This window comes from Deltaproteobacteria bacterium, assembly GCA_035063765.1.
In the GTDB taxonomy this organism is placed as follows: Bacteria; Myxococcota_A; UBA9160; order UBA9160; family PR03; genus CAADGG01.
Genome location: JAPSFT010000014.1, coordinates 39,991 through 65,642, shown reverse-complemented (window position 1 = coordinate 65,642; position 25,652 = coordinate 39,991). Strand labels below are relative to the sequence as shown.

Sequence of the window (25,652 nt, the reverse complement as noted above, 5' to 3'; positions counted from 1 at the left end):
CTCGCGGAGCGGAGGCAGCGCGCTCGCGCTGGGCACCCGCGCAGGCGGACCGGCGGTCAGCGTCCGGGCGGCGGCGGAGGCCGGCGCTGCACCTGGTAGCCGCCGCCGAACTGGGGCACCACCTCCGTGGTGCCGCCGTCGGAGCGCTCGATCACGTAGCCGCCGCCGAAGCGCGGGCGCACGGTGGCGCCGCCGTCGCGGCCCAGCTCCTCGACGACCACCGGCGGCGGCACGTCGTTGCGCTGCTCCTTGCCCTCGAGGTCGACGATCACGCCGGGCTGGGGCCGGCCGGCCTGGCCGTCCCGGATCGGCACGCCCACCACGACGTCCGCGGTCTGGCCCGAGGCGGGCGGCGCCGAGCCGAGCCAGGCGAGCGACGCACAGGCGAGCGACACGCAGGCAAGAGCGGGGGGCACGAGCGGCCTCATGGCGTTCCTCCGGTTCGTCCCGAGGATGCCGGATCCGACCGCGGAGCGGAAGCACCGCCCCGGAGCGGCCGGCAGCGGGCGCGCGCTCCCGGCTCGGAAGCCGTCGCTCGCCGGGGTAGAATCGCGCGGTCGTGCAACGCGGAGGCAGCGAATGGAGCGCCAACGAGCCATCGTGCCCAGGCGGAAGCGCCCCGGCACCCTCTGACACGCCGCTGCGTGCCCCCCGATCCCAGCATCCGCAACGGGACGCCGGAGGACGACGGAGACGTCGCGCGCCTCGTCTACGGGCACCCGTCGCCGGAGGCGAGCGGCCTCGCCGGCGGAGCCGAGCGGGCGACCCAGCTCGGCCTCGCGCTGTTCCGGGCCGGGATCGGTCGGACGCCCGACGACGAGATCTACCTGGCGACGCTCGGCGGCCGGCCGGTCGGGGTGCTGCTCGGGCGCGGCGGCGAAAGCCGCTCCCCGATCTCGTTGCGCGCCGGCGCCGCCCTCTTCCGCAGCGCTCTCCGTCTCTACGCGCCCTGGGAGATCCCCGGGCTGCTGCGCCGGCTCCACCTCCGCTCCCGCCTCGACTTCCCGATCCCGCCCGGCTCCTTCCACGTGGTCGAGCTGCACGTCGACCCGCGACACCGCGGGCGGTCGATCGGCACCGCTCTCCTGCGGCACGCCGAGCGGCGCGCCGGGGAGCTCGGCTACCACCGCCTCGACCTCACCACGGCCACGGCGAACCCGGCCCGCCGGCTCTACGAGCGGCTCGGATTCGAGCCGCTCGGCGAACGCACGGTCCGGGGCTACGAGCGCATCACCGGCTCCCGCGGGCGGGTGTTCCTCGGGAAGGCGCTCGGGGGCGACGGCTCCCGAGCCCCGGGCTGAATGCGCGCCGCTCCAGGGTCCTGTGTCGGAAGTTCGCCGTCGAAGTCTCGAGCCGTCGCGGGCGGCTCGGTGTGCACCGAGATCGAATGCAGGCGAACTTCCGAGACAGGGCACTCGCGCCAGGCGAGCCCGCCGTCACGCCCCCGTCCCGTCGACGCCCTCGATCTGGAGCAGGCGCTCGGCGTGCTCGAGCTGGAAGGTGGTGTGCGCCACCGCGAAGCGCTTTTCTGCGAGGTCGGCGAGGATGTGCAGCGTGCCGTGGGGGTCCGCGTCGGGCGAGACGTCGACGTGGGCCGAGAGCGCGTGGTAGCCGGAGGTGAGCGTCCAGACGTGCAGGTCGTGCACGTCGACGACGCCGGGCACCGCGCGGATCGCCCGCAGCAGCGCGTCCACGTCGACGTGCGCGGGCGTCCCCTCCATCAGGACGTCGAGCGACTCGCGCACGAGCCGCCAGGACGAGACCAGGATCAGGAGCGCGATCGCGATCGCGACGGCCGGGTCCGTCCAGGCCCAGCCGAAGGCGAGGATGGCGCCGGCCGCGGCCAGCGCGCCGAGCGAGCCGAGCAGGTCACCGACGACGTGCCAGAGCGCCGCGCGCACGTTCAGGCTGCCGCTGCCGGTGCGGGCCAGGACGGCGGCCGACGCCACGTTCGCCGCCAGGCCGGCGAGGGCAACCCCGAGCATCAGCCGGCCCTCGACCGCGGGCGGCGCGTCGATCCGGCGCACCGCCTCGATCGCCACCTGCACGGCGACCACCCCGAGCAGGACGCCGTTGGCGAGCGCGGCCAGCACCTCCGCCCGCCGATGGCCGAAGGTCTTCTCGAAGGTCGGGCGGCGCGCCGCCAGGCGCGCCGCGAGCAGCGCGAGAGCCAGGCCGAAGGCGTCGGTCGCCATGTGGGCGGCGTCGGCCAGCAGCGCGAGGCTGCCCGCCAGCCAGCCACCCACCCCCTCGACGGCCAGGAACGCCACCGTGATCGCGAGCGCGAGGCGCAGCGCGCGGCGGTCGGCGTCGCGGGCGGTGCCGCCGGGCTCCGGGGGGCCATGCGCATGCGCGTGGCCGCTCGCGCTCACCGGAACCAGCCCCGCCGCGCCTCCAGCCCTTCCGCAACCAGGCCGCGGATCGCGTCCTTCACGACCTCGACCTTGCGCTCGACCTCGGCGTCCTCCTCGCTCGCGTCGCCCTCGAAGTGGATCGGCGTGCCGAAGTGGATCCGGAACTTGACCGGGAGCGGCAGCATGCTCGCGAGCCCGAGCCACGGGAAGGTCAGCGTGATCGGCGCCACCGGGGCGCCGATCAGGCGGCCCAGCCAGCGCGAGCGCACGAGCCCCGGCGACTGCTCCTCCGCACCGACGATCCCGACCGGGACGATCGGGGTCCCCGTCCCGAGCGCGAGGCGCACGAAGCCGGTGCCGAAGCGCTGGAGCTGGTAGCGGTGGGCATAGGTCTTCACGAAGCCGCGCTCGCCTTCCGGGAAGACCATGATCGCCTCGTCGCGCTCGAGGAGCTGCGCGCAGTTCCCGGGCGTCCCCACGACCGAGCCCATCCGGTGCATGAAGGTCGAGAAGAACGGGATCGTCGGGAGGTAGTACTCGGCCATTCCGCGGACGGCGCGCGGGGGGCGCGCGTCGAGCAGCATGGCCATCGCGAGCATGGCGCCGTCGTAGGCGAAGGTGTTGCCGGCGTGGTTCGCGATCAGCAGGACGCGGCCGGCGGGGACGCGCTCGATGCCCTGCGTCGCGACGCGGAGCCAGTAGCGATAGAGGAGCGCGGCGGGGAGCAGGAGCGATGCCGCGTAGCGCGGCTCGAAGCCGAAGGGGTCCACCCCGTACTCGTTGAGCGTGGCCGGCAGCTCGGCGAAGCGCGCCTCGACCTCGTCCTGGAGCGCGCGCAGCGGCGGCGGCAGCAGCCGCCGCGCGAGGCCCCCGCCCGGGTCGCGCGGCCGCCCGACGGGCACCAGCGCCGCGGCGCGCCGCGCCATCCTGTCGCCTAGTGCAGCTCGGCGCGCAGGAACGCCAGCGTGTCGGACCAGGCGCGCGCGGCGGCCTGCGCGTCGTAGACGTCGGGGCGCGTGTCGTTGAAGAAGGCATGGCCGACGCCGGGGTACACCTCGCAGACCGCCCGCTTGCCGGCCGCGCGCAGGTCCGCCTCGAGCTTGCGCGCCGCCTCGGGCGGCACGAAGGCGTCGTGCTCGGCGAAGACCCCGAGCACGGCGGCCTGGAGCGGCGCCAGGTCGAGCGTCACCTTCGGGTGGATCCCGTAGAAGTCGACGACCGCGCCGATCGCGGGATTGCGGCAAGCCGCGAAGAGCGCGAGCTGGCCGCCCATGCAGAAGCCCACGGCACCCACCTTGGGGCCCTCGGTCCCGGGCTCGTCGCGGAGCGCCTTCACCGCGCCGTCGAGGTCGCGCGCGGCGCGCGGGATCTCGAGGCCCAGCATGAGGCGCCCGGCGGCGTCGGGATCGCCCGTCGATTCGCCGCGGTAGAGATCGGGTGCGAGCGCGACGAAGCCCTCGCGCGCGAAGCGGTCGCAGAGGTCGCGCACGTGGTCGACGAGGCCCCACCACTCCTGGATCACCAGCACGCCGGGGCCGCGGCCCGAGGCCGGCTTCGCGAGATAGCCTCGTGCCCGCTCCGGCTCGCCGCCGCCCGGCCCGCTCGCCGGCCCGCTGGTGAACTGGATCTCGCGCCCGCCCCGCTTCGGCATCCCTCGGCCTCCCGGCGTGAGCGGCGAGAATAACCCGCACGCGAGAGGTACGCTGCCGCGATGTCGCTCGCGCTCGCGCGTCCCACGGCCGACGTGCTCCCCGCCGCCGTCCGGGCGGCGCTCGCCACCCTGCGCGCGGGCGGCCATCGGGCGTTCCTGGTGGGCGGCTGCGTGCGCGACCTCCTGCGCGGCGTCGCGGTCGCCGACTTCGACGTGGCGACCGACGCCGAGCCCGCGCGCGTCCTCGCGTTGTTCCCGCGCGCGATCCCGACGGGAATCCGACACGGCACGGTGATGGTGCCGATCCCGGGCGCGCCCCTCGACGTGACCACCTTCCGCGCCGGCCCCCGCCTCGAGGACGACCTCGCACACCGCGACTTCAGCGTGAACGCGATCGCCTGGGACCCCGCGGCGGAGCTCTGGGTCGATCCCGCCGGCGGCGTCGCGGACCTGGCGGCGGGGCGGCTGCGCGCGGTGGGCGCGGCGCGGGACCGCTTCGCGGAAGACCCCGTGCGGGCGCTGCGGGCCGCGCGCCTCGTGGCCACGCTCGGGCTCGCCCCCGGGCCCGAGCTGCTCCCGGCCATGCGCGAGGCCCGCCCCGGCCTGCGCGGCGTGGCCCGCGAGCGCGTGCGCCGCGAGCTCGAGGAGCTCGTGCTCGCGCCGGGCGCCGCGGCGGGGCTCGAGCTCCTGCGAGCGAGCGGGATCGAGGAGGACCTGGCGCCCGGCGTGCGCCCCGACGCGCCCGCGGTGGTGGCCGCCCTGCCCGCGCAGCTCGAGCTGCGCCTGGCCGGCTGGCTGCGCGGCGCGCGCGCCGAGTCCGTGCTCCTCGCGCTGCGCTTCGGCCTGCGCCGCGCCCGCGCCGTGGCGCGCCTGCTCGCCCGCCATCCGATCGAGCGCCAGCCGCAGCGCAGCGACGCCGACCTGCGCCGGCTCCTCGCACGCGCCGGCGAGGAGGGCGTCGAGGCCCTGCTGGCGCTCCGCCGCGCCGAGCTCGGGGGCCCGTCCGCGGAGCTCGAGGCGCTGGCCGCGCGGATCGCCCGGCTGCGCGGCGCCGGCACGCTCGCGCTCGGACCCCGCGACCTCGCCCTCGACGGCGCCGCGGTGATGGCGCTGCTCGACATCCCGCCCGGCCCGCGGGTCGGCCGGGCGCTCCAACATCTCGCCGAGTGCGTGCTCGAGGACCCCGCCTGCAACACGAGCGAGTTGCTGGCCGAACGGCTGCGCGCGTGGGCCGCCGGCCCGGGGGCGCGCTGAGCGCGCGCGCCGCCGCAGAGGCCCTCAGCGGCCCGCGAGCAGCTTCGCGATCTCGCTCTCGTCGAGGCCCGCCTCGCGCAGGACCTCCCGGGCGTCGGCGTCCGCCGCCGAGCACGGGCGGGCGGCGCCGAGCGGGACGCCCGCGATCGAGAAGGGCGGCGCCAGGGTCTCGAAGGGGCCGTGCGTCCCGTGTTCGAGCGAGCGGAAGTAGCCCATCGCGCGTGCCTGGGGGTCGTCGAGGACCTCCTCCAGGCGCTTCACGGGTGCCCAGATCACCCCCGCCGCGTCGAGCCGGGGCCGCCACTCCTCGAGCGTGTGCCGGGCGAGCTCGGCCTCGAGCTCCGCGATCAGCGCGGGCGCGTTCTGCGCGCGCGTGAAGGGCTCGGCATAGCGCGGGTCGTCGAGCCACTCGGGGCGCCCCACCGCGGCGGCGAGGCGCGGGAAGTAGAAGGTCGGGTCGATCATCACCAGCATGATCCAGCGCCCGCCTGCGACCGGGTAGCTGTTCCAGAGCGGGTTCGCGGCGCGCCTGCGGTCGTGGCGCGGGACCGGCTCGCGGGTCACGAGCGCCATCGCGGTGTCGCAGCCGAGGATGTAGAGCCCCGTCTGGAGCAGCGACACCTCGACGTAGCGGCCCTGCCCGCTCGCGTCGCGCAGGCGCAGCGCGGCCAGGATCGCGATCACGAGGTTCGAGGCCGCCGCGTGGTCGCCGACCCCGGGCCGCAGCATCGAGGGCGGTACCCCCTCGTCGCGCATCAGGTCCATCATGCCGGTGCGCGCCCAGTAGGCGGCGTAGTCGAAGGCGGGCCGATCGGCCTCCTCGCCGCCGCCGCCGTAACCGTTGAGCCCCGCCACGATCAGGCTCGGCTTGCGGGCCAGCAGCGACTCGTGGTCGAGACCGTACTTCCGGCGCCGCGCCGGAAGCAGGTTGGTGGTGACGACGTCGGCGCCGTCGATCACCCGCAGGAGCGCCCCGCGCGCCTCGGGATCGACCAGGTCGAGCACGAGCGAGCGCTTGCCGCGGTTGTCGAGATGGAAGCCGGGGCCTTCGGGGAAGTCGCTCGCGTAGCCGCTGTACTTCGGGCGCCCGCGCCGGTAGATCTCGCCGGCCGGCGGCAGCTCGATCTTGACGACGTCGGCGCCGAGATCCGCGAGCAGCGCGCCCGCGGCCGGCACGGCGACGTAGTGGGCGATCTCGACGACGCGGATCCCCTCGAGCGGCGCCTTCATCTCGTCCTCCAGGCGGGGGTACCCGGGCGAGTATGGCGCGGCAGGGCCCCGGACGGTCGTCCGCGGGCAGGCTGCGCGCGATCTGCCTGCTCGTCCCGGCCCGCCTTCCGCGCCGGACCTGCGGTAGAGTCCGCCCCCGATGCGGACGCGGAACCTCCTCCTCACCCTGGCCGCCAGCGCTCTCGCCTCGGTCGGAGCGCCGGCCGGGGCTGCGCAGGTCGACACGAACGTGGTCACCGTCGACGTCGACGGCGGGACGATCTCGCTCGTCTCGCGCGTCTACGACGAGGCCGAAGGCGACCCGAGCCGCTGGCTCTTCGAGTACGAGCTCAGCGGCGACTGGGATCCCGAGCCCACCGTCACCAACGGGATCTCGTCGCTGAAGCTCTTCTTCGGGGGGCTCCTGGACGACGTCGCCGGCGAAGCAGGGCCGACGGAGTGGGTCCTGGACCTGGAGGTCGCGATCCCGCCCTTCGGCGTGGGCTTCGACCTCCCCGGCCCGGCCTTCGGCGTCGGGTCGAGCGCGAGCGCGCTCTTCTCCTTCACCGTCCCGGCCGGCACCGCGTGGACCGCGCTCGACTCCGGGAGCTTCGTCGCGAGCCACGAGGGCGAGACCCTCGTCGATCCCGTGGCGCTCGTCGACGACGAGGGCGGCTTCGGCCCGCTCGTGCCCGCCCCCGAGCCCTCGGGCCTCGCCCTGGCGCTCGGCGCCATCGCCACCCTGGGAGCCCTGCGTCGCCGCTGAGGGGAGGACGGCCGATCGGCATCACGGTGGTCGTCTACTCGGACTTCCTGTGCCCCTGGTGCTGGAACGCGGCGACCCGGCTCGCCGCCGTCGAGGCCGAGCTCGCGGGCGCGCTCGCGCTCGACTGGCGGAGCTACCTGCTGCGGCCCCGGCCGCGGCCGCGCAGCGCCGCGGCGCTCGAGGCCTTCCGCACCTACACGCAGGGGTGGCGGCGGGTGGCCGAGGACGAGCCGCGCGCGCCCTTCCAGCCCTGGCAGGGCGACGCCGGGCCGCCCACCCACAGCCTGCCCGCGCAGCTCGCCGCCAAGGCGGCGGCCGCGCTCGGCCCGGAGCCGGGGCGGCGCATGCGCGAGCGGCTCTTCCGCGCCTACTTCGCCGAGAGCCGCGACATCAGCGACGAGGCCGTCCTGGCCGCGCTCTGGCGCGAGCTCGGGCTCGACGAGGGTGCGTTCGCGGCGATCGCGGACCCGGCGCTCACCGGGCGCGTCCTCGCCGACCACGAGGAGGCGCAGGCGCTCGGGGCCACCGGCGTCCCCGCCGTCCGGCTCGCCGGCCAGGACTTCGTGCTGGTCGGCGCGCAGCCCGAGGCGGTGTACCGGCGCTGGTTCCGCAAGGCCCTGGCCGCGGCCTGAGGGGCTTGCCGGGAATCGTCGTCCGCGGGGCGCTCGTTCCTGGCAACCCCGTGAGGCCCCGGCGCGGTTCAGGAGCCCGGCGCTGCGAACCTCTCGTGCTCGCCCTTGCGCGCGCGCACGTCCTCGTAGAGCACGACGCCCACCGCCGTCGTGTAGGCGAAGCCCGCTGCCTGCACGAGCCCGATCGCGACCGGAGCGAGCCCCGCGAGCGTGCCGAGCGCGAGCCCCGCGGCGCCGCCGAGGAGCCCCATCAGGAGCCCCACGACGACGTAGACCCCGAACACGCGCAGCACCTGGCCCTCGACGAGCCGGCTCGCGCGGACGAGCGCGCCCGGGCCGGAGCGACCCTCGAGGACCGCCACCTGCGTGAGCAGCGAGAAGCGCAGCATCACCACGAACGGCAGCGCCACCGCGAGCAGGGCGACCGGTACGGCCGCGAAGCCGAGCGGCTCCCAGACGGCGATCACCGCAAAGAGCGGAAGCAGGACGACGAAGGCCACCAGCGCCAGGACGAGATAGGTCCAGGAGAGCGGCAGCGCGAGGCCGAGCCCGCGGCGCAGCGCGCGGCCCGCGTCCGTCTCGCGCCCGTGGTGGTAGTCGCCGCACGCGTCGGTGACGGCGGCGATCACGACCGGCAGCGCCACGATCACGAACGCGAGCAGCCACGCCGCGCCGCCGGCGAACGGCTGCGAGGGATCCTCGGGCAGCACCTCCTCGACGAACGAGACCGGCACGTAGACGAGCGCCGCGAGCCCGACCAGCACCACCCAGTGCCGGCGCACCACGTCGAAGCCCGCGTCGAGGATCTGTCCGAGCGAGCGCGGGGCGGGGCCGGCGGGAACGGGCGGCGGCGCGAACGGCTCCAACGGCGTCCTCCGGAGACAGCGGAGGCGGCAGTGTGCCACAGTCCGCAGAGCGGGAGGGTGCGATGACCACCGTGCGCTACGAGACCGATGGCGCGCTCGCCGTCGTCACGATCGACCGGCCCGGGGTGCGCAACGCCGTCGACCGCGCGACCGCGGCCGCCCTGGCCGACGCCTTCCGGCGTTTCGAGGCCGACAGCGACCTGTTGGCCGCGGTGCTGACCGGCGCCGGCGGAGCCTTCTGCGCGGGCGCCGACCTGAAGGCGGCCGCCGCAGGCCGCGGCAACCGCGTCGCCGAGGACGGCGACGGCCCGATGGGCCCGACCCGCATGCTCCTCTCGAAGCCGGTCGTCGCGGCGATCGAGGGCCCGGCGGTGGCGGGCGGTCTCGAGCTCGCGCTCTGGTGCGACCTGCGGGTGGCCGCGCGCAATGCCGTCCTCGGCGTCTACTGCCGCCGCTTCGGGGTGCCGCTCGTCGACGGCGGCACCGTGCGGCTCCCGCGCATCGCCGGGCTCGGCCACGCGCTCGACCTGATCCTCACCGGGCGCGGCGTCTCGGGCGAGGAGGCGCTGCGCATGGGGCTCGTGAGCCGGCTCGTCGAGCCGGGCGGCGCGCTCGCGGGAGCCCGCGAGCTGGCGGCGCAGCTCACCCGCTTCCCCCAGCACTGCCTGCGCAGCGACCGCCTCTCCGCCTACCAGCAGGCGGGCCTCGACCTGCCGGGCGCGCTGGCCAACGAGACCCGGCTCGGCCTCCAGGTGATCGCCTCGGGCGAGACGCTCGCGGGCGCCGGCCGCTTCGCCGGCGGCGCGGGCCGCCACGGGCGCTTCGAGTGACGGAAGTCCCCGCGCGCCGCCGCCCGGCCCGCTCGCTTCAGGCAAGCCCGGCCAGACACCCCGTGCGCGCCAGGATCGGGTCGAGGGCGCTGCGGTCGGGCACCGCCCGGTAGCGCTCCCGGAGGACCCGCAACGACCTCGCGTGATACTTCTGGGTCTGCTGCGTAAACGGGCGCCCGCCCAGGTCTACCGTGAACTCCGGCTCTCCAGCCTCGAGCGCCCGCGCGTTGGCCGTGGACCAGGGCAGGAAGCGCCCCGCCACCTCCTCGCGCAGGAGCGGCTCGAGGGTCGGCGCGAGCGCTTCCCAGGGCTCGAAGGGGCCCCCGCCCGCAGGGTCCAGCATGCGCTCGACCCAGGCGAGCACGCGCGGGGCGCGCGCGCGCAGGAGCGCTCCCGGCGTGGGGTCGGTCGAGAGCTCGTAGAGCTGCGGCCAGACCCCGAAGTCGGCGAAGGCGGGCCGGCCCCCGAAGAGGTAGGGCCGCGCCGCCAGGTGCGCCTCGAGCAGCGCCACCACGCGTTCGAAGGACGCCTCGATGAGCGGGCGCGTCGCCTCGTTCGAGCCGACGAACGACAGGCGCGGAACCATCCGCCGCTCGATCGCGACCGCCATCTTCGCGACCTCCGCCTCGGGCGCCCCGGGCAGGTTGGCCGCGGCGATCCGCCGGGCGGCGGACTTCTGGTCGGGCTCGTACCACCAGCGATAGTGGAACATCCACTTGTTGCCCCACTCGTCGCCGTACTCCTCGAGGAGCGCCGAGAGGAACGCGCTCGCGGCGCCCGGCGGGTGGATCGAGGGCTCGGGGAAGCGCGCCTCGAGCGCCTCCACGATCGGCGTCGAGTCCTGGAGCGCGCCGCCGTCGGGCGCCAGCACCAGCGGCACCAGGGGCAGCTTCGCGTGCTTCTGGAACTCGGCCATGTTGCCGAGGTGCCGCACCACCCACTCGTGGGGGATCCGCTTGTAGCGGAAGTAGGAGCGGACCTTGACCGAGTAGGGGGACAGCTCGATCCCGAAGATGCGCCAGCCGGAGCTCGGGGAAGGAGTCACGCGCGAGGGCCTCCGGTCGGACGCTACTCCGCCTGGAGGACGCCTGCCTCCTCGAGCGCCCCGATCCGCGCCGCGTCGTAGCCGAGGACCTCGCGCAGCACCTCGGCGTTGTGCTCGCCGCGCCGCGGCGCCGGCCGCCGGGCGCCGGCGGCCGTCTCCGAGAAGCGGTAGGGGAGCCGCACCACGGGCCGGGTGCCGCCGCGCCGGTCGTCGACCGCGACGAGGAGCCCGCGTTCTTCGGCGAAGGCGCCCGTGAGCGCCTCCCGCAGCGAGACGACCGGCGCCGCGGGGATCCGCGCCGAGGCCAGCCGTTCGAGCAGCGCCTCGCGGCCGGGCTGGGCCGCCATCCAGCGCTCGATCGCGGCGTGGCGCAGGCGCGCCTTGGCGGGCACGTCGGCCTCCGGCGGCGCGGGATCGGCGAGGCCGAAGGCGCGCGCGACCACCGCCCACACGTGCTGGGGCGGGCCGGCCACGACGACGTGGCCGTTCGGGCCGGCGTCGTAGGGCGGCGGCTCCTCGCGCACCTCGGGCGGGTCGAGCAGCTCGAAGGGCGTCTCCGGGTAGGTCGCGAGGACGGCGTCGAACATGGCGAGGTCGAGGTGCTGGCCGACGCCGGTCCGCTCGGCCGTGCGCAGCGCCGCGAGCAGGCCGATCGTCGCGTGGAGCGCGGTCGTGAGGTCGGCCCGCGCATCGGGCAGGTTCACGAGGGCAGCGCCGGGGCCTCCCTTGCGGCGCTGGTACTCGATCAGACCGGTCGCGGCGTGCATGGTCGGCGCGAAGGCGCCGTGCTCGCGCAGCGAGGAGTCGCCGCCGTAGCCCGACACCGACACCATCACGGCGCGCGGGTTGGCCTCGTGCACGTCGCGCCAGCCGACCCCGAGGCGGTCGGCGACCCCGGGGCGGAAGTTCTCGATCACCGCGTGGCTCGCGCGCACGAGGTCGAGGGCGACCGCGCGGCCCTCCGGGCGGGTCAGGTCGAGGCACACGTTGCGCTTGCCGAGGTTCGCCCAGGTGTAGAGGCCCGACTGGCCGCGATCGCGCGGGGGCGCGATGCGCCGCGCCAGGTCGCCGGCCGGCGCCTCCACCTTCACGACGTCGGCGCCGAGCTCGGCGAGCAGGCGGCCGCCGTAGGGCCCCGCGAGCACCTGGGCGAGCTCGACCACGCGCAGGTCGGCGAAGGGGGCGGCTCGCACCTACGCGCCCTCTTCGAGCGCCTTCCACGGCGAGCGGTGGCGCAGCCCGAGGTTCAGGATGCGCTGGAGGAGCTGCGGGTAGGCGAGCCCGGACGCCGCCGCCGAGGCCGCGAAGTCCTCCGCGCGGCGCAGGTCCGGATTCGGGTTGGCCTCGATCACGAAGGCGCGGCCGTCCTCGGCGAGGCGCAGGTCCATGCGCGCGTAGCCCGAGAGATGGAGCGCGCGGTAGCTGCGCTTGGCGAGGCGCGCGATCCGCTCGGCCAGGCCCTCGGGCAGGTTCTCGGCCGGGCCCGTTCCGATCCCGGCGCGGAGCTGGTAGTCGGGGTCCCACTTGGCGCGCTGGGTCGCGATCGGGTGGCTGCCGGCCGGCAGCTTGTCGAAGAACAGCTCCCAGACCGGGAAGGTCTGGAGCCGCTCGTTGCCGATCACGCTCACCGTGAGCTCGCGGCCCGGGATGTACTGCTCGCAGATCGCATCGCAGCCGAGCCGGCGATGCACGAAGTCCACCCGCTCGCGCAGCTTCTCCTCGTCGCGCACGATCGAGGCCTGGGCGATCCCGAGCGACGCCTCCTCGTCCACCGACTTCACGATCCGCGGGAAGTCGACGTCCTTCGGCACCCGGACCGGCCGGCCCAGCCGGAACACCTGGAAGCTCGGCGAGGGGATCCGGTGATAGCGCAGGATCTTCTTCGAGAGCGCCTTGTCGCGCGCGAGCAGGAGGCCGCGCGGGTTGCAGCCCGCGTAGGGCACCCGCAGCAGCTCGAGGTAGCTCGCCACGTGCGCCTGGTACACCGCGATGTCCTGGAACTCCATCAGCAGGTGGAAGACGACGTGCGGCTGGAAGCCCTCCACGTGCTGGCGGATCGGCGAGAGGTCGTGCGAGACGCCCACGATCTGCACCTCGTGGCCGAGCTCGCGCAGGCCCTGGGCGACGTCGAACTCCTTCTGCACGGCCTGCGCGTCCTTCTCCGAGAGACCGCGCAGCGAGTCCGGCGGGACCAGGTCCTCGTGGGTCAGGACGAGCACGCGCAGCCGCTTCATCGCAGGTACTCCCGCCGCCCCCGGCGCAGCACGCGCTCCCAGCGCACGTGCCTGCGGCGATAGTGCTGGCGGAGGGTATGGCGCAGGTCCGGCAGCGGATCCAACCGCTCGCGGGTGCGCACGAGCGGGCGGCGATCGCCGAGCTCGCGCACCAGCTCGTCGACGTAGCGGAGCTTGCGCAGCGCCGGCCAGCCCCGATAGCGCGAGCGCCAGCGCGAGCCGGGGCGCGCCCACACCGCGAAGGTCTCGGCCCAGTCCTCACCCGGATGGCTCTGCGCGTACCAGTAGTCGAGATTCACGACGAAGTGTCGGCTGCCCGGCTTGGGCACGTAGCTCGCCCGGTAGGGCTGGCTGAAGCGGCCGAAGCTCTCGCGCCAGTCGCGCCGCTGGTGGATCCGGTAGGCGTTGTCGAAGGCGTGGGCGGCCTCGTGGCGCATGAGCCGCAGGCAGCCCTCGCGCGAGGCGCCTTCCGCCTCGCCGACCTGCCAGCGCTCGAGCCGGACCAGCCGCTGGTGCGCCAGGAAGAAGGGCACCGCGAAGCCGGTCGAGCCGTGGGGCGTGAACCAGCTCGTGGAGAGCCAGGCGTAGGGCCGGAAGCGCCGCACGCCGGCCCGCTCGAGCTCGGCGTACAGGCGCCGCAGGCGGTCCTCGACGTCGGTGCCCTCGATGCGCAGCTCGAGGTCGCACAGCCGGACGTCGAGCAGCTCCTCGTCGGGCAGCGCCACCCACCAGGGCTCCTTCCTCGCGGCCGCCATGGCCTCCTCTCGCGCCGCTGCGGCGCCGGGGAGGCGCGCGGGCGCAGGAGTCTACCCGGGCCGGCGCGCGGCGGTTAGTCTCGCGGCCCGCCGCCAGGGAGGGCCCGCATGCGCGACAAGGACTCCGAGCCCGGCTCGATCTCGTTCGCCCCGATCCACCCCCGGATCAGCGAGCGCCTGCTCGAGGCCCGCACGATCCTGATCCACGGCGAGATCTCCTCGAAGCTCGCGCAGGCCGTCACGGCGCAACTGCTCGCGATGGCCGCGGACTCGGACGCCGACATCACGATGTTCGTGCACTCCGAGGGCGGCCACGTCGAGGCCGGCGACACGATCCACGACATGATCCGCTTCGTGAAGCCGCGCGTGCGCATGATCGGGACCGGCTGGGTGGCGAGCGCCGGCGTGCACATCTACCTCGCGGTCCCGAAGGCCGACCGCTATGCGCTCCCCAACACCCGCTTCATGATCCACCAGCCGATGGGTGGAGGACACGGTCGCGCGTCGGACATCCGGATCGAGGCCGAGGAGCTCCTGCGCACCCGCGCGCGCATCGACAAGACCATCGCCGAGGCCACCGGCCAGCCGCTCGAGAAGGTCGCGCAGGACACCGACCGGAACTTCTGGATGGGCCCCGAGGAGGCGCAGGCCTACGGGATCGTCGGCAAGGTGATCCGGAGCGCCGCAGAGCTCTGAAGCCCTCCCAGCGGCCGGGTGCGCGTCTCGAGCACGGAAGCCGGCCCCCGGCGGCCCGCGCGCCCCGCATTCCCTGCTCCGGCCGGGGCCGGCGCGGACGGCGGCGGCGCTCGGCTAGCATGGGCGCCCTGGGCCGAGGGGACCTGCGCGTGCACCGCAAACCGCTGCTCGAGCTGCTCGACCGCTACGAGGCGTGGCATCCCGGCGAGGGAGCCTGCGTCGCGCGCGTACGCGCACTGGTCCACGCGCACCCCGACTGCTTCGAGCGCCGCTGCGTCCCGGGCCACGTGACCGGCTCCGCATTCGTGGCGTCCGCCGACCTCGCGCGCGTGCTGCTCGTGCACCACCGCAAGCTCGACCGCTGGCTCCAGCCCGGCGGCCACGCCGACGGCGAGAGCGACGTGGCGCAGGTGGCGCTGCGCGAGGCTACGGAGGAGACCGGCCTCGCCGGGCTCCGATTCCTGGGCCCGGACGGCACGCCTGCTGCTCACGAGGCCCCCGCGCCCTTCGACCTCGACGTGCACGAGATCCCGGCGCGGCCCGGCGAGCCCGCGCACGACCACCACGACGTGCGCTTCCTGCTGGTTGCGGCGCCGGGCGCCGAGGAGGCCCGCGCGAGCGCCGAGTCGCACGCGGTCCGCTGGTTCCCGATCGAGGCGCTCGGCGCGCTCGGGGTCGACGAGGGCGTGCTGCGCATGGCGCGCAAGCTGCGCGCGCTCCCGAGCGCCCGGGGAACGCGCTAGCCGTGGCGTACTACGAGTGGTGGTGCCCGCGCTGCCAGGTCACGCATCCGCCCGGGCGCAAGCAGTGCGTGCACTGCGGAGGGCGCGTGCAGCCGAGCCGCGAGGGCGCCAGCGCCTTCGACCCGCGCGCGGCGGCCGGGGCGCGGCTCGACCCGAGCGCGGGGGCCGGGGAGGAGCGCGCCGGCACGCCGGCGGACGAGGCACCCGAGGCACGCCGCGTGCGGGGCGTGCGGATCGCCACGACGGCGGCGTGGGTCCTGCTGGCGATCCTCGCCACGATCCTGCGGATGTGCCAGGAGCCGCAGTGAGCACACGGCGGCTGCGGGTCGTCTCCTGGAACGTGAACGGCCTGCGCGCCTGCGCGCGCAAGGGCTTCGCAGACTGGCTGCACGCGGAGCGCGCCGAGGTGGTCGGGCTCCAGGAAGTGCGCGCGCTGCCCGCGGAGGTGGAGCCGGCCCTGCACGCGGGCTGGCAGGTCGAGTGGGCGCCCGCCGAACGGCGCGGCTACAGCGGCGTCGCGCTCTGGAGCCGCCGGAAGCCCGACGCCGTGGCGCACGGGCTCGGCGTGCCGCGCTTCGACGTCGAGGGGCGCTTCGTCCTGGCGCGCTTCGGCCGGCTGGTCGTCGCGAACGGGTACTTCCCGAAGGGCAGCGGCGCGCTGCGCGACAACGCGCGCGTTCCCTACAAGCTCGCCTTCTACCACGCCGTCTTCGAGCGCCTCGCGCGGCTACGGCGCGCCGGCTGGCGCGTGCTCGCGCTCGGCGACCTCAACACCGCACACCGCGAGATCGACCTCGCGCACCCGCGCGCGAACCGGCGGACCAGCGGCTTCCTCCCCGAGGAGCGCGCCGAGCTCGACCGCTGGATTCGCGCCGGCTGGGTCGACTGCTTCCGCGCCTTCCATCCCGAGCCCGGCCACTACACCTGGTGGAGCCAGCGCCACGCCCTCCGCAACGGCGGCGCGCGGGCCCGGAACGTCGGCTGGCGGATCGACTACGTGCTGGCCTCGCCCGCCGCGATGCGCTTCGTGCGCGCCGCCTTCCATCGGCCCGGCGTGCTCGGCTCCGACCACTGCCCGGTCGGCGTGGACCTCGACCCGGCGGTGCTCGGGTGAGCCGGGCGGCGCTGCCGGCACCGCGGGCGGCGCGCGAGCCCCGGCTCGGTCCCCTGCGCAAGAGCGTCTACGGCCTCGGCGACTTCACGGTCAACACCTCGCTGGCCGCGCTCGGGCTCCTCTACGCCTCCTACTTCCTGACCCAGGTCGCCGACCTGCGCCCGGCGCTGGCGGGCCTGGTGCCCCTGATCGGGCGCACGGTCGACGCCTTCGCCGATCCGCTGATGGGCCGGCTCTCGGACCGGACGCGCTGGCGGATCGGCCGGCGCCGGCCCTACTTCCTGCTCGGCGCGATCCCCTACGGCGCGAGCTTCGCCCTGATGTGGGTCGACGCGCCGATCGACGGCATGGCGGGCCGCTTCGCCTACTACGCCACGGTCTATCTCCTGCACGCGCTCTCGATGACCGTCCTCTCGGTCCCGTACCTGGCGATCCTGCCCGAGATGGCACTCGACTACGACGCGCGCACCTCGCTCAACACCTACCGGACGGTGGGCGCGCTGCTCGGCGTCTTCGCGGCCGTGTCGATCCGGCCCGTGGCGGAGCTCTTCGGGGGCGGCCGCGAGGGCTTCGCGCTGGCCGGCGCCAGCTTCGGCGTGCTGCTGGCCCTGCCCTGGGTGGCGGTGTACCTCACGACCTTCGAGCGGCCCGCCTTCCAGGAGCGCCCGGCCGAGCAGCCCTTCGGCGAGGGCCTGCGCGCAGCCTTCGGCCACCGCAGCTTCAACCAGCTGACGGCGGTCTACATCATGGGCCGCATCGCGATGGACCTGGCGGGCGCGCTCCTGATCCTCCACGTCACCTTCTGGCTCGGCCGCTCCCGCGACTTCGAGCCCGCCATGACGCTCTTCCTGGCCGCGGCGGTGGTCGCCCTGCCCGGCTGGCTGTGGCTCGCGCGGGGCCGCGACAAGGCGCAGGTCTTCGCGATCGGCTCGCTCTGGTGGGCCGCGACGAGCCTCGTGCTGGCCTTCGTCGAGCCGGAGACCCCCCGGTGGCTCCTGCTGGCGTGGATGCCGGTGATCGGCCTCGGCTACGCGGCGGTGGACGTGATGCCCTGGTCGATGCTCGGCGAGGTGATCGACGAGGACGACGTGCGGGTCGGCGAGCGCCGCGAGGGCCTCTACAACGGCATCTTCACCTTCCTGCGCAAGCTCGGCGGCGCGCTCGGGGTGGCGCTCGTGATGGGGCTCCTCGACGTGCTCGGCTTCGCGCCCGGCCAGGCCGAGCAGAGCGAGACCGCGCGCCAGGCGATCCGCTGGATGACGGCGCTCGCGCCGCCGTTCTTCCTCGTGATCGGCGTGTGGCTGCTGCGCGGCTATCCGCTCACCCGTGAGCGGCACGCCGAGATCCTGCGCGAGATCGCGCGCCGCGAGGCCACGCGGGGAGCGGCTAGGACGGCAGGCCCTGGCTCGCGCGCCCGATGAGCCACTCCTGGGCGCGCACGCCCGGCCCGCGGGCGGCGCGGCGGTAGCGCCCGTCGGGGCCGAGCTCGCGCGCCTTCACGTCGTCGCGCTGGTAGAGCGCCAGGATCTCCTCGAGCCGCTGGACGAGCGCGGGGGCTCGCACCCGGCACATCACCTCGACACGACCCGAGAGGTTGCGCGGCATCCAGTCGGCGCTCCCGATCCACAGCTCCGGCCGGCCGTCGTTCTCGAAACGCACGGCGCGCGTGTGCTCGAGGAAGCGGTCCACGATCGAGCGCACCCGGATCCGCTCGGAGAGGCCGGGCACGCCCGGGCGCAGCGCGCAGATGCCGCGCACGACGAGGTCGATCCCGACGCCGGCGCGCGAGGCCTCGTAGAGAGCAAGGATCAGCTCCTCGTCCTGGATCGCGTTGAGCTTCGCGACGATCCCGGAGGGCCGGCCTGCGCGCGCGTGCGCAGTCTCGCGCCGGATCCGCTCGAGCAGCCCCGAGCGGAGGTTGAAGGGCGCCACCAGCAGGTGTTGCCAGCGTTCGCGGCTCGAGAGGCTGGTCAGCAGGTTGAAGACGCTCGCGACCTCGCCGGTCACGTCGGGGTCGGCGGTGAAGAGCCCGAAGTCCGTGTACTGGCGGGCGGTGGTGTGGTTGTAGTTGCCGGTGCCGATGTGTGCGTAGCGGCGGAGGCCGTCCTCGTCGCGGCGCACCACCAGCATCAGCTTGCAGTGCGTCTTCAGGCCCACCAGGCCGTACACGATCTGGACGCCGGCCTCCTCCATGCGCCGCGCCCAGCGGATGTTCTTCTCCTCGTCGAAGCGCGCCTTCAGCTCCACCAGCGCGGTCACCTGCTTGCCGCGCTCGGCGGCCGCCAGCAGCGCGCGCCCGATCGGCGAGTCCTCGCTGGTCCGGTAGAGCGTCTGCTTGATGGCCAGCACGCGCGGATCGAGCGCCGCCTGCTCGAGGAACTCGACCACGCTGTCGAAGGAGTCGAAGGGGTGGTGGAGCAGGACGTCGCCGGAGCGGATCACCGGGAAGAGCTTGGCCGGGTCGCGCAGCGCGACGTGCACGGGCGCCACGAAGCGCGGCGCCGAGAGCCGCTCGCTCTTCTCGAGCTCGACGAGCTGCAGCAGGCGCGAGAGGTTCACCGGCCCCTGGCACTCGAAGAGCTCGCCCGGCCCGAGCTCGAACACCTCCAGCAGCTCCTGGCGCAGGCGCTCCCCGACCGGGCCCCGGACCTCGAGCCGCACCGGGTCGCCGCGCCGCCGGCGGCGCAGCTCCTGCTCGATCGCGGTGAGCAGGTTCTCGACCTCCTCCTCGTCCACGTAGAGGTTGCTGTTGCGGGTCACCCGGAAGGCGGTGTGGTCGAGGATCGTGGCGCCCGCGAAGAGCTCGGCGAGCTGCCAGCGGACGGTGTCGGCGAGGAAGACGTAGGTGCGCGGGCCGCCGCCCGGCACGCGGAAGATGCGCGGGAGCACCTGCGGGACCTGGACCACGGCGAGCCGTACGGGCTCCTCGGGGTCCTCGGTGTCGAGCAGCGCCGCGATGCTGAGGCTGCCGCTGCCGACGAAGGGGAACGGGTGGGTGGGGTCGACCGCGATCGGGGTCAGCACCGGGAAGATCTCGCGCTGGAAGTGCGCGCGCAGCCAGGCCTGCCGTTCACCGTCGAGCTGCTCGGGGTGCGCCACGACGATGCCCTCCTTCTCGAGGGCCGGGCGGACTTCGTCGTTCCAGCACGTGTAGAAGGCGGCGACCCCCTCGCGGACCCGGGCGTCGATCGCCTCGAGCTGCTCGGCGGCGGTCATGCCGTCGGGGCCGCTCTTGCCGATGCCGGCCTCCTCCTGCTGGCGCAGGCCGGCCACGCGGATCTCGTAGAACTCGAGCAGGTTCGCGTCGAAGATCGCGAGGAACTTGACCCGCTCCAGCAGCGGGTTGGCCGGGTCACGGGCCTCCTCGAGCACGCGCTCGTTGAACGCGAGCCAGGACAGCTCGCGGTTGACGAACCAGTCGGGGTGCTCGCCGTCGCCGGGGGGCATGCCGGGAGGATCGGCTACCCGTGCGAACGAGCCAAGTCGGCCGGCCGCGGCCCGCGGGGCTTCGCTAGCATGCGCGCCCATGGCCCCGCCCCCTCGGATGCTCCTTCTCGCGCTGCTCCCGCTGGCGTCCGCCCTCGCGTGCGAACAGGACCCCTTCGGCCCGGGCGAGCTCTCCCCGGCGGACGCCGCCGCCTACGAGGCGCGCATCGACGCGTTCCTGGACTTCGCGACCGCGGCGATCCACACCACGAGCCAGACCTCGGCGATCGCGCACATGGAGCGCGAGGCGCGCGAACCGATGGGCGTCATGATGCCGGGCACCTGGGGCCCGGACGCGTGGGACGCCGACTTCGCCCGCATCGCGGCGATGGAGGACACCACCGACTTCACCCTGCTCTACATGCTGAACGCCTACCTCGGCTACCACCCGAACCCGGCCGTGGCGCCCGAGCTCTGGCAGAAGACCGCCGACGCCTTCCTCTCCTTCAAGTTCTGGTACACCGATCCCCAGCCCGAAGGGATCGTCGACGACAAGTGGTACTGGTCCGAGAACCACCAGATCATCTTCCACACGCTCGAGTACCTGATCGGCCAGGAGTTCCCGGAGGCAACCTTCACGATCACCGGCTGGACCGGCGCGCAGCATCGCGAGCGGGCCGCCGCCTGGATCCGCCGCTGGCTCGACCACAAGGCGCGCTTCGGCTTCGACGAGTGGCACTCGAACGTCTACTACCAGAAGGACGTGACGCCGCTGCTCACCCTCGTCGAGTTCGCGGACGACCCGGAGATCGCGACCGGCGCTGCGATCCTGCTCGACCGCGTCCTGCTCGACATCGCACTCCACAGCTTCCGCGGCGCGTTCGGGGCCACCCACGGGCGCTCCTACAAGAAGGACAAGATGACGGCGCTCGACGAGGACACCTTCGGCCTCGCCAAGCTGCTCTTCGACCAGACCGAGTACCCCTACCCTGCCGCCACCGATGCCGGCGCGGTGCTGCTGGCACGAGCCAAGAAGTACCGGCTGCCCCAGCTCGTCCTCGACGTGGCGCGCAGCCAGGCCTCCTTCGCCGACCGCGAGCGCATGGGAATCGCGCTCGACGAGGATGCCCCACTGGTCCCCGACGGAGAGGGCGGCTACGTCGTCCCGCCGGGCCCCTACGGCTTCGACTTCAGCGAGGAGTACATCCACGTCTGGTGGGCGATGAGCGCGCTGATCACCTGGCCGGTGATCCCGAAGCTCTTCGACGTCGCCGATCGCTACGACCTCTGGGAGAGCGAGCTGTTCCTGCCCTACGCCGCCCTGAAGGCGGGCTTCCCGGACGCGGCGACGGCGATGCCGATCGCCCAGCTCCTCGCGGCCTCGATCTCGGGCGGCCTGAACGAGCAGGTGAACACCTACACCTGGCGCACGCCCGACTACATGCTCTCGTCCGCCCAGGACTACCGGAAGGGCTACCGGGGCTTCCAGTACCACTCCTGGCAGCTCACCTTCGACGCCAACGCCCAGATCTTCACGACCCATCCGGGGCACGCCCCGCGGCACGACACCTCCTGGGGCGACGACGGGGAGCCCGGCGACTGGACCGGCACCGCCTCGCAGCCGCGGTCGGCGCAACACGAGAACGTGGCGATCCACCTGTACGCGCCGCAGTACCAGCCGCTGGCGTTCCCGCCGGCCGACGCGATCACCCGCTACGAGCCCTACACCCACGCCTACCTGCCGCAGGACCACTTCGACGAGGTCGTGCGCGACGGCCACTGGACCTTCGCGCGCTTCCGCGACGGCTACGTCGGCCTCTACTCGTGGCGGCTCGCCGAGTTCGTCGATCACGGGCCCGAGGTACCGAACGACGGGATGACCCTCCCGTGGGACCTCGTGGCCTCGGGTGGGCCGGACAACGTGTGGATCGTCGAGTGCGGGCGCGCGGCGGACTGGGGCTCGTTCCAGGCCTTCCGCGACGCGCTGCGTGCAGCGCCCGTGACGGTGACCGCGGCGACCACCGGCCTGCCCGCGGGCACGTTGCCGCCCTTCTTCACGGTCTCCTACGGCTCCCCCAGCCAGGGCACGGTCGAGTTCGCCTGGACGGGCCCGCTCGTCGTCGCCGGCAGCGAGGTGCCGATCACGGGCTACCCGCGCATGGACAACCCCTGGGTGCAGATCCCGTTCGAGGAGCGCAACGCGTTCTTCCTCGACGCCGAGACCGGGAGCGGCCTCCTGCATTTCCTCGGGAACGACCAGGTCGAGGGTGCGGTGCGCACGCCCTTCCGCGTGCAGTGAGCGGCGGCCGGCCGGTGGCGGCGCGGCCGACCGTGGTGCTGGCGATGGCCCCGGCCCTCACGCCCGAGCTGTTCTCGTCGGCCCTGCGCGCGCGCCTCGCCACGCTGGCGGAGGTGCCCGACCCCGAGCCGCTCCAGCGCTTCGACGACGAGCGCGCCGGGCGTCTGCTGGCGTGTGCCGACGTGCTGCTGACCGGCTGGGGCTGCCCGTCCGTCGGCGCCGGCGTGCTGGCCCGCGCGCCGCGCCTGCGCGCGATCCTCCACGCGGCTGGGACCGTGAAGGGACACCTGGGCGAGGCCGTGTGGGAGCGCGGAATCCGGGTGTCGTCGGCCGCCGCGGCCAACGCCGTGCCGGTCGCCGAGTTCACGGTCGCGGCGATCCTGCTGGCGAGCAAGCGCGCCTTCCGCCTGCAGCGGCTCTATCGCGAGGTGCGCGCGCTGCGCCTGTGGCCGCGCGAGGTGCCGGGGCCGCTCGGCAGCCTCGGCCGCACGGTCGGGATCGTGGGCGCGTCGCGGATCGGCCGCCTCGTGCTCGAGCGGCTGCGCCCCTTCGACTTCGCGCGGCTCGTCCACGACCCCTTGCTGGTGCCAGGCGAGGCCCACACGCTCGGCGCCGAGCCGCTCGCGCTCGACGAGCTGCTCGCGCGCGCCGACGTCGTGAGCCTCCACGCGCCGCTCCTGCCCGAGACGCGCGGACTCCTCGACCGCCGCCGCCTCGCCCTGCTGCGCGACGGCGCGGTGCTCGTCAACACCGCCCGCGGCGGCCTCGTCGACCCGGCCGCGCTCGCCGACGAGCTCGTGAGCGGCCGCCTCGACGCGGTGCTCGACGTGACGGACCCCGAGATCCTGCCCGCCGACTCCCCGCTCTACGACCTGCCGAACGTGTTCCTGACCCCGCACGTCGCGGGCGCGATGGGCGCCGAGACCCAGCGGCTCGCGGCGCTCGCACTCGACGAGCTCGAGCGGCTGGTGCGCGGCGAGCCGCTCGCGCACGAAGTCCGGCGCGAGGACCTCGCGCACGTCGCCTGAGGGCGTCGCGATCGCTGGCCGGATGCGGGTCAGCCGTTTCGGGCGACCGCGACGAAGCCGCTGCTCCAGCGTGCGAGCGGGCTCGCGCACCACAGCCGATCGGCCCACGCCGCAGCGCGCAACGGCCAGGCCGGCCCTCGCGCCAGCAGGTAGCAGGCGGGGATCAGCGCCAGGTCGACGTGGCGGATCGCAGCGGCGCCGAAGCCGGCGGCGCGCAGCGCGCCACGCAGCTGCTCGGGATCGAGCTCGCGTTCGTCGGGCGTGTGGAAGGCGTCGTAGCGCCGGCCGAGCAGGACCCGTCCCGCGGCGCGCAGCGCGCCGTGCACGTTGGGATCCTGCGAGAAGAACAGCCCCCGCGGCGCCAGGTGCTCGCGACAGGAGCGGAGGAACCCGTCCAGCTCGGGCTCGGGGACGTGGTGCAGGAACGCCAGGCACACGATCGTGTCGAATGGATCCTGCCAGGCCAGGTCGCGGAACGAGGTGCAGCGGAAGGAGGCGTTGGCGACGCCCTGGCGCGCCCGCTCCCGCTCGGCAGCGGCGATCGCAGCCGGCGAGAGGTCCACGCCCAGCACCGAGGTGGCGTGGCGCGCGAGCAGGAGCTCGAAGGCCCCGTCCCCGCAGCCGATCGAGAGCACGCGACCCGGACCGTGGTCGCCGAGCTCGTCGAGCAGGACGCGCAGGTCGCGCTCCATCCGCAGCTTCCACCCATCGGGGTGGTAGGAAACACCTTCGTAGTGCCGGTCGAAGAACCCCCGCTCCCGGTCCTCGCGATCACGCGCCGTCATGGCAGCCCCGTCATGCCGATCCCCCACGCTGGACCTCCCGGTGATCCTGGCGATCCTCCGGCTGGCGGGAAGCGACCGCTACCGGCGGCGCGGTACGATGGCGACGGCCAGGGTATCATGCCGCCCCCGATGGCAGGATGAGACGGCGCCGGTGTCGACCAGAGCGGAACGATCGCACGTCGAGGTCTCGTTCGTCATGCCCTGCCTGAACGAGGCGGACACGCTCGAGCGCTGCGTCGCCGAGGTGCGCGCCTGCATCGAAGCGCACCAGCTCGACGCCGAGATCATCGTCGCGGACAACGGCTCCAGCGACGGCTCGCGGGAGCTCGCGGAACGGCTCGGCGCACGGGTGGTCGCGGTGCCCGAGCGTGGCTACGGCAGCGCCCTGATGGGCGGCTTCGACGCCGCCCGCGGGCGCTTCCTCGTGATGGGCGACGCCGACCTCTCCTACGACTTCCGCGAGGCGTACCGGCTGATCGAGCGGCTGCGCAACGGCGCCGACCTCGTGATGGGCTCGCGCTTTCGGGGTCGGATCGAGCCGGGAGCGATGCCATGGCTGCACCGCTACCTCGGCAACCCGGTGCTCTCGTGGCTCGAACGGCGGCTCTTCCGCGCACCCACATCGGACTTCCACTGCGGGCTGCGTGCGCTCACGGCCGACGCCTACCGGGCGATGGAGCTGCGCACGAGCGGCATGGAGTTCGCGAGCGAGATCGTGGTGAAGGCGGCGGTGCGAAGGATGCGCATCGACGAGGTGCCGGTGACCCTCCGGCCCGACGGCCGCTCGCGCGCGCCCCACCTGCGACGCTGGCGCGACGGCTGGCGCCACCTGCGCTTCCTGCTCACGCTCTCACCACGCTGGACCCTGCTGGTCCCGGGCGTCGTGCTGGCGGGCCTGGGCGCGCTGCTGATGGGCCTCGTGCTCTTCGGACCGCGGACCGTGCGCGCGGTGACCCTCGACGTGCACACGCTGGTCATCGGCAGCCTGCTGGTCCTGGTCGGCTACGGAGCCGCCACGACGGCGCTGGCGATGCGAATCTACGCGCTGGTCGAGGAGCTCGGCGCGCCTGCTCCGCGCCTCGAGCGGTCGTTCTCGGTGTTCACGCTGGAGCGCGGGCTGCTCGCAGGGGCGGCGCTCACGGTGGTGGGCGTCGCGCTCATCGGAGTCCAGGCGTGGTCGTGGTGGCTCACCGGCTTCGGGCCCCTCGACGTCTCCCAGACGATGCGGCCGACCGTGCTGGGCGCCACCCTCGCCGCGGTCGGCATCCAGACCGTCCTCGTCTCGTTCGTCTACAGCATGCTCGGGATTCCGCGACGGCGTGGCGTCCCGCGCCGATGAAGCCGCTCGACCGCCTGCTCCAGCGCTGGCGCGCGCGGGTAGCCGGCGCCTGCGTGCCGCCGGGGGCGCGCCTGCTCGACGTAGGCTGCGCAGACGGCGTCCTGCTGCGCCGGCTCTCGCCGACCCTGCGACGCGCGCTCGGCGTCGATCCCGAAGCCACTCCCGCCCAGGGCCGCGTGGAGATCCTGCGCGGGACCTTCCCGGGCGAGCCGCGCCTTCCGGCCGGCGACTTCGACTGCGTGACGCTGCTCGCCGTGCTCGAGCACGTCGCCGACCCCGACGCGCTCGCGCGCGAGTGTCACCGTGTCCTGGTGCCCGGCGGGCGTGTCGTCCTGACCGTGCCCCATCCGGTCGTGGACCGGATCCTCGAGATCCTGCTCCGGCTCCGCTGGATCGACGGGATGGAGACCGGGCAGCATCACGGCTTCGACGCTTCGACGACGAGCAGCGTGTTCGAGCGGGCCGGCTTCCGGACGATTGCCGACCGGCGCTTCCAGCTCGGCTTGAACTGGCTGTTCGTCTTCGAGCGCCCGTAAGCCAGCGATGCCGGCCGGTTCCGCCCGACCCGCGAGCTCGCCAGGGCCCCTCCCGTGGTACCCGGACCGGGGCCGCTGCTCGCGAGCGGG

Annotated in this window: 26 protein-coding genes; 14 read left to right on the top strand and 12 right to left on the bottom strand. The window is 74.5% G+C overall.

Translation table 11 applies throughout. From position 1 onward, the window contains the following. Positions 1-56: 56 nt before the first annotated feature. A complete protein-coding gene (locus tag OZ948_12265; protein MEB2345507.1) occupies positions 57-428 on the bottom strand; it encodes a hypothetical protein in 372 nt (123 codons plus the stop codon). A 216-nt stretch (positions 429-644) separates the two neighbouring features. On the opposite strand from OZ948_12265, the gene OZ948_12260 reads away from it, so the two are divergent. Then, entirely contained in the window at positions 645-1,301 is a 657-nt protein-coding gene (locus tag OZ948_12260) for a GNAT family N-acetyltransferase (protein MEB2345506.1), read from the top strand. 135 nt (positions 1,302-1,436) lie between these two features. Here OZ948_12260 and OZ948_12255 read toward each other — a convergent pair whose 3' ends face one another. Genes OZ948_12255 through OZ948_12245 form a run of 3 tightly spaced genes read right to left on the bottom strand, consistent with a single transcriptional unit; the run spans position 1,437 to position 4,005 of the window. Next, positions 1,437-2,372, bottom strand: coding sequence for a cation diffusion facilitator family transporter (locus OZ948_12255; GenBank protein ID MEB2345505.1), 936 nt, complete (start codon positions 2,370-2,372; stop codon positions 1,437-1,439). Further along, positions 2,369-3,280 (bottom strand): lysophospholipid acyltransferase family protein, encoded by a 912-nt coding sequence (locus OZ948_12250; protein ID MEB2345504.1) that lies wholly within the window; start codon positions 3,278-3,280, stop codon positions 2,369-2,371. The genes OZ948_12255 and OZ948_12250 overlap by 4 nt, the downstream gene beginning before the upstream one ends. 8 nt (positions 3,281-3,288) lie before the next feature. Further along, entirely contained in the window at positions 3,289-4,005 is a 717-nt protein-coding gene (locus tag OZ948_12245; GenBank protein MEB2345503.1) for a dienelactone hydrolase family protein, read from the bottom strand. Between the two features lie 60 nt (positions 4,006-4,065). Between OZ948_12245 and OZ948_12240 the strand changes: the two genes are divergently transcribed. Next, the gene (locus OZ948_12240; GenBank protein ID MEB2345502.1) at positions 4,066-5,259 is read left to right on the top strand and encodes a hypothetical protein; all 1,194 of its coding nucleotides are present in this window, start codon (positions 4,066-4,068) and stop codon (positions 5,257-5,259) included. Between the two features lie 24 nt (positions 5,260-5,283). On the opposite strand, the gene OZ948_12235 is transcribed toward OZ948_12240, so the two are convergent. Next, positions 5,284-6,489 carry a CoA transferase gene (locus tag OZ948_12235; protein ID MEB2345501.1) on the bottom strand — a complete coding sequence of 402 codons (1,206 nt, stop codon included), beginning with the start codon at positions 6,487-6,489 and terminating at the stop codon, positions 5,284-5,286. A 139-nt stretch (positions 6,490-6,628) separates the two neighbouring features. Here OZ948_12235 and OZ948_12230 point away from each other — a divergent pair, with 139 nt between their 5' ends. Continuing rightward, entirely contained in the window at positions 6,629-7,234 is a 606-nt protein-coding gene (locus OZ948_12230; protein ID MEB2345500.1) for a hypothetical protein, read from the top strand. Positions 7,235-7,260: 26 nt separating this feature from the next. Beyond that, entirely contained in the window at positions 7,261-7,866 is a 606-nt protein-coding gene (locus OZ948_12225; GenBank protein ID MEB2345499.1) for a DsbA family protein, read from the top strand. A gap of 68 nt (positions 7,867-7,934) precedes the next feature. Here the strand turns inward: OZ948_12225 and OZ948_12220 are convergent, their stop codons facing one another. Further along, positions 7,935-8,732 carry a hypothetical protein gene (locus OZ948_12220; protein ID MEB2345498.1) on the bottom strand — a complete coding sequence of 266 codons (798 nt, stop codon included), beginning with the start codon at positions 8,730-8,732 and terminating at the stop codon, positions 7,935-7,937. Positions 8,733-8,794: 62 nt separating this feature from the next. Between OZ948_12220 and OZ948_12215 the strand changes: the two genes are divergently transcribed. Beyond that, positions 8,795-9,562: a crotonase/enoyl-CoA hydratase family protein gene (locus tag OZ948_12215; GenBank protein ID MEB2345497.1), complete on the top strand. Its 768-nt coding sequence runs from the start codon at positions 8,795-8,797 to the stop codon at positions 9,560-9,562. 37 nt (positions 9,563-9,599) lie between these two features. Here the strand turns inward: OZ948_12215 and OZ948_12210 are convergent, their stop codons facing one another. Genes OZ948_12210 through OZ948_12195 form a run of 4 tightly spaced genes read right to left on the bottom strand, consistent with a single transcriptional unit; the run spans position 9,600 to position 13,596 of the window. After that, positions 9,600-10,607, bottom strand: coding sequence for a glutathione S-transferase family protein (locus OZ948_12210; GenBank protein MEB2345496.1), 1,008 nt, complete (start codon positions 10,605-10,607; stop codon positions 9,600-9,602). A gap of 23 nt (positions 10,608-10,630) precedes the next feature. Beyond that, a complete protein-coding gene (locus OZ948_12205) occupies positions 10,631-11,800 on the bottom strand; it encodes a CoA transferase (GenBank protein ID MEB2345495.1) in 1,170 nt (389 codons plus the stop codon). Continuing rightward, positions 11,801-12,841 carry an ATP-grasp domain-containing protein gene (locus OZ948_12200; protein ID MEB2345494.1) on the bottom strand — a complete coding sequence of 347 codons (1,041 nt, stop codon included), beginning with the start codon at positions 12,839-12,841 and terminating at the stop codon, positions 11,801-11,803. It abuts the gene before it with no gap. Beyond that, entirely contained in the window at positions 12,838-13,596 is a 759-nt protein-coding gene (locus OZ948_12195) for a hypothetical protein (protein ID MEB2345493.1), read from the bottom strand. Before OZ948_12195 ends, OZ948_12200 begins: the two co-directional genes overlap by 4 nt. A gap of 108 nt (positions 13,597-13,704) precedes the next feature. Between OZ948_12195 and OZ948_12190 the strand changes: the two genes are divergently transcribed. The 5 genes from OZ948_12190 (at position 13,705) to OZ948_12170 (ending at position 17,570) form a co-directional block, all read left to right on the top strand. After that, positions 13,705-14,292 (top strand): ATP-dependent Clp protease proteolytic subunit, encoded by a 588-nt coding sequence (locus OZ948_12190; protein ID MEB2345492.1) that lies wholly within the window; start codon positions 13,705-13,707, stop codon positions 14,290-14,292. Positions 14,293-14,441: 149 nt separating this feature from the next. Further along, on the top strand, positions 14,442-15,035 hold the full coding sequence (locus OZ948_12185) for an NUDIX hydrolase (GenBank protein ID MEB2345491.1): 594 nt from the start codon (positions 14,442-14,444) through the stop codon (positions 15,033-15,035). A gap of 2 nt (positions 15,036-15,037) precedes the next feature. Further along, positions 15,038-15,343, top strand: a complete 306-nt coding sequence (locus tag OZ948_12180; protein MEB2345490.1) for a hypothetical protein — start codon at positions 15,038-15,040, stop codon at positions 15,341-15,343. Positions 15,344-15,354: 11 nt separating this feature from the next. Beyond that, positions 15,355-16,149, top strand: coding sequence for an exodeoxyribonuclease III (locus OZ948_12175; protein MEB2345489.1), 795 nt, complete (start codon positions 15,355-15,357; stop codon positions 16,147-16,149). Further along, entirely contained in the window at positions 16,146-17,570 is a 1,425-nt protein-coding gene (locus OZ948_12170; protein ID MEB2345488.1) for an MFS transporter, read from the top strand. Before OZ948_12175 ends, OZ948_12170 begins: the two co-directional genes overlap by 4 nt. On the opposite strand, the gene ppk1 is transcribed toward OZ948_12170, so the two are convergent. Further along, complete coding sequence (gene ppk1, locus OZ948_12165; GenBank protein MEB2345487.1) at positions 17,536-19,596, bottom strand: polyphosphate kinase 1; 2,061 nt, start codon at positions 19,594-19,596, stop codon at positions 17,536-17,538. The genes OZ948_12170 and ppk1 overlap by 35 nt on opposite strands. Before the next feature lie 79 nt (positions 19,597-19,675). Between ppk1 and OZ948_12160 the strand changes: the two genes are divergently transcribed. Continuing rightward, positions 19,676-21,874: a hypothetical protein gene (locus OZ948_12160; GenBank protein MEB2345486.1), complete on the top strand. Its 2,199-nt coding sequence runs from the start codon at positions 19,676-19,678 to the stop codon at positions 21,872-21,874. A 44-nt stretch (positions 21,875-21,918) separates the two neighbouring features. Continuing rightward, positions 21,919-22,902, top strand: coding sequence for a hydroxyacid dehydrogenase (locus OZ948_12155; GenBank protein ID MEB2345485.1), 984 nt, complete (start codon positions 21,919-21,921; stop codon positions 22,900-22,902). Positions 22,903-22,931: 29 nt separating this feature from the next. Here OZ948_12155 and OZ948_12150 read toward each other — a convergent pair whose 3' ends face one another. Beyond that, positions 22,932-23,687 (bottom strand): class I SAM-dependent methyltransferase, encoded by a 756-nt coding sequence (locus OZ948_12150; GenBank protein ID MEB2345484.1) that lies wholly within the window; start codon positions 23,685-23,687, stop codon positions 22,932-22,934. Positions 23,688-23,838: 151 nt separating this feature from the next. Here OZ948_12150 and OZ948_12145 point away from each other — a divergent pair, with 151 nt between their 5' ends. Further along, complete coding sequence (locus tag OZ948_12145) at positions 23,839-25,026, top strand: glycosyltransferase family 2 protein (protein MEB2345483.1); 1,188 nt, start codon at positions 23,839-23,841, stop codon at positions 25,024-25,026. Further along, a complete protein-coding gene (locus OZ948_12140) occupies positions 25,023-25,562 on the top strand; it encodes a class I SAM-dependent methyltransferase (protein ID MEB2345482.1) in 540 nt (179 codons plus the stop codon). Before OZ948_12145 ends, OZ948_12140 begins: the two co-directional genes overlap by 4 nt. The last annotated feature ends 90 nt before the right edge of the window (positions 25,563-25,652 follow it).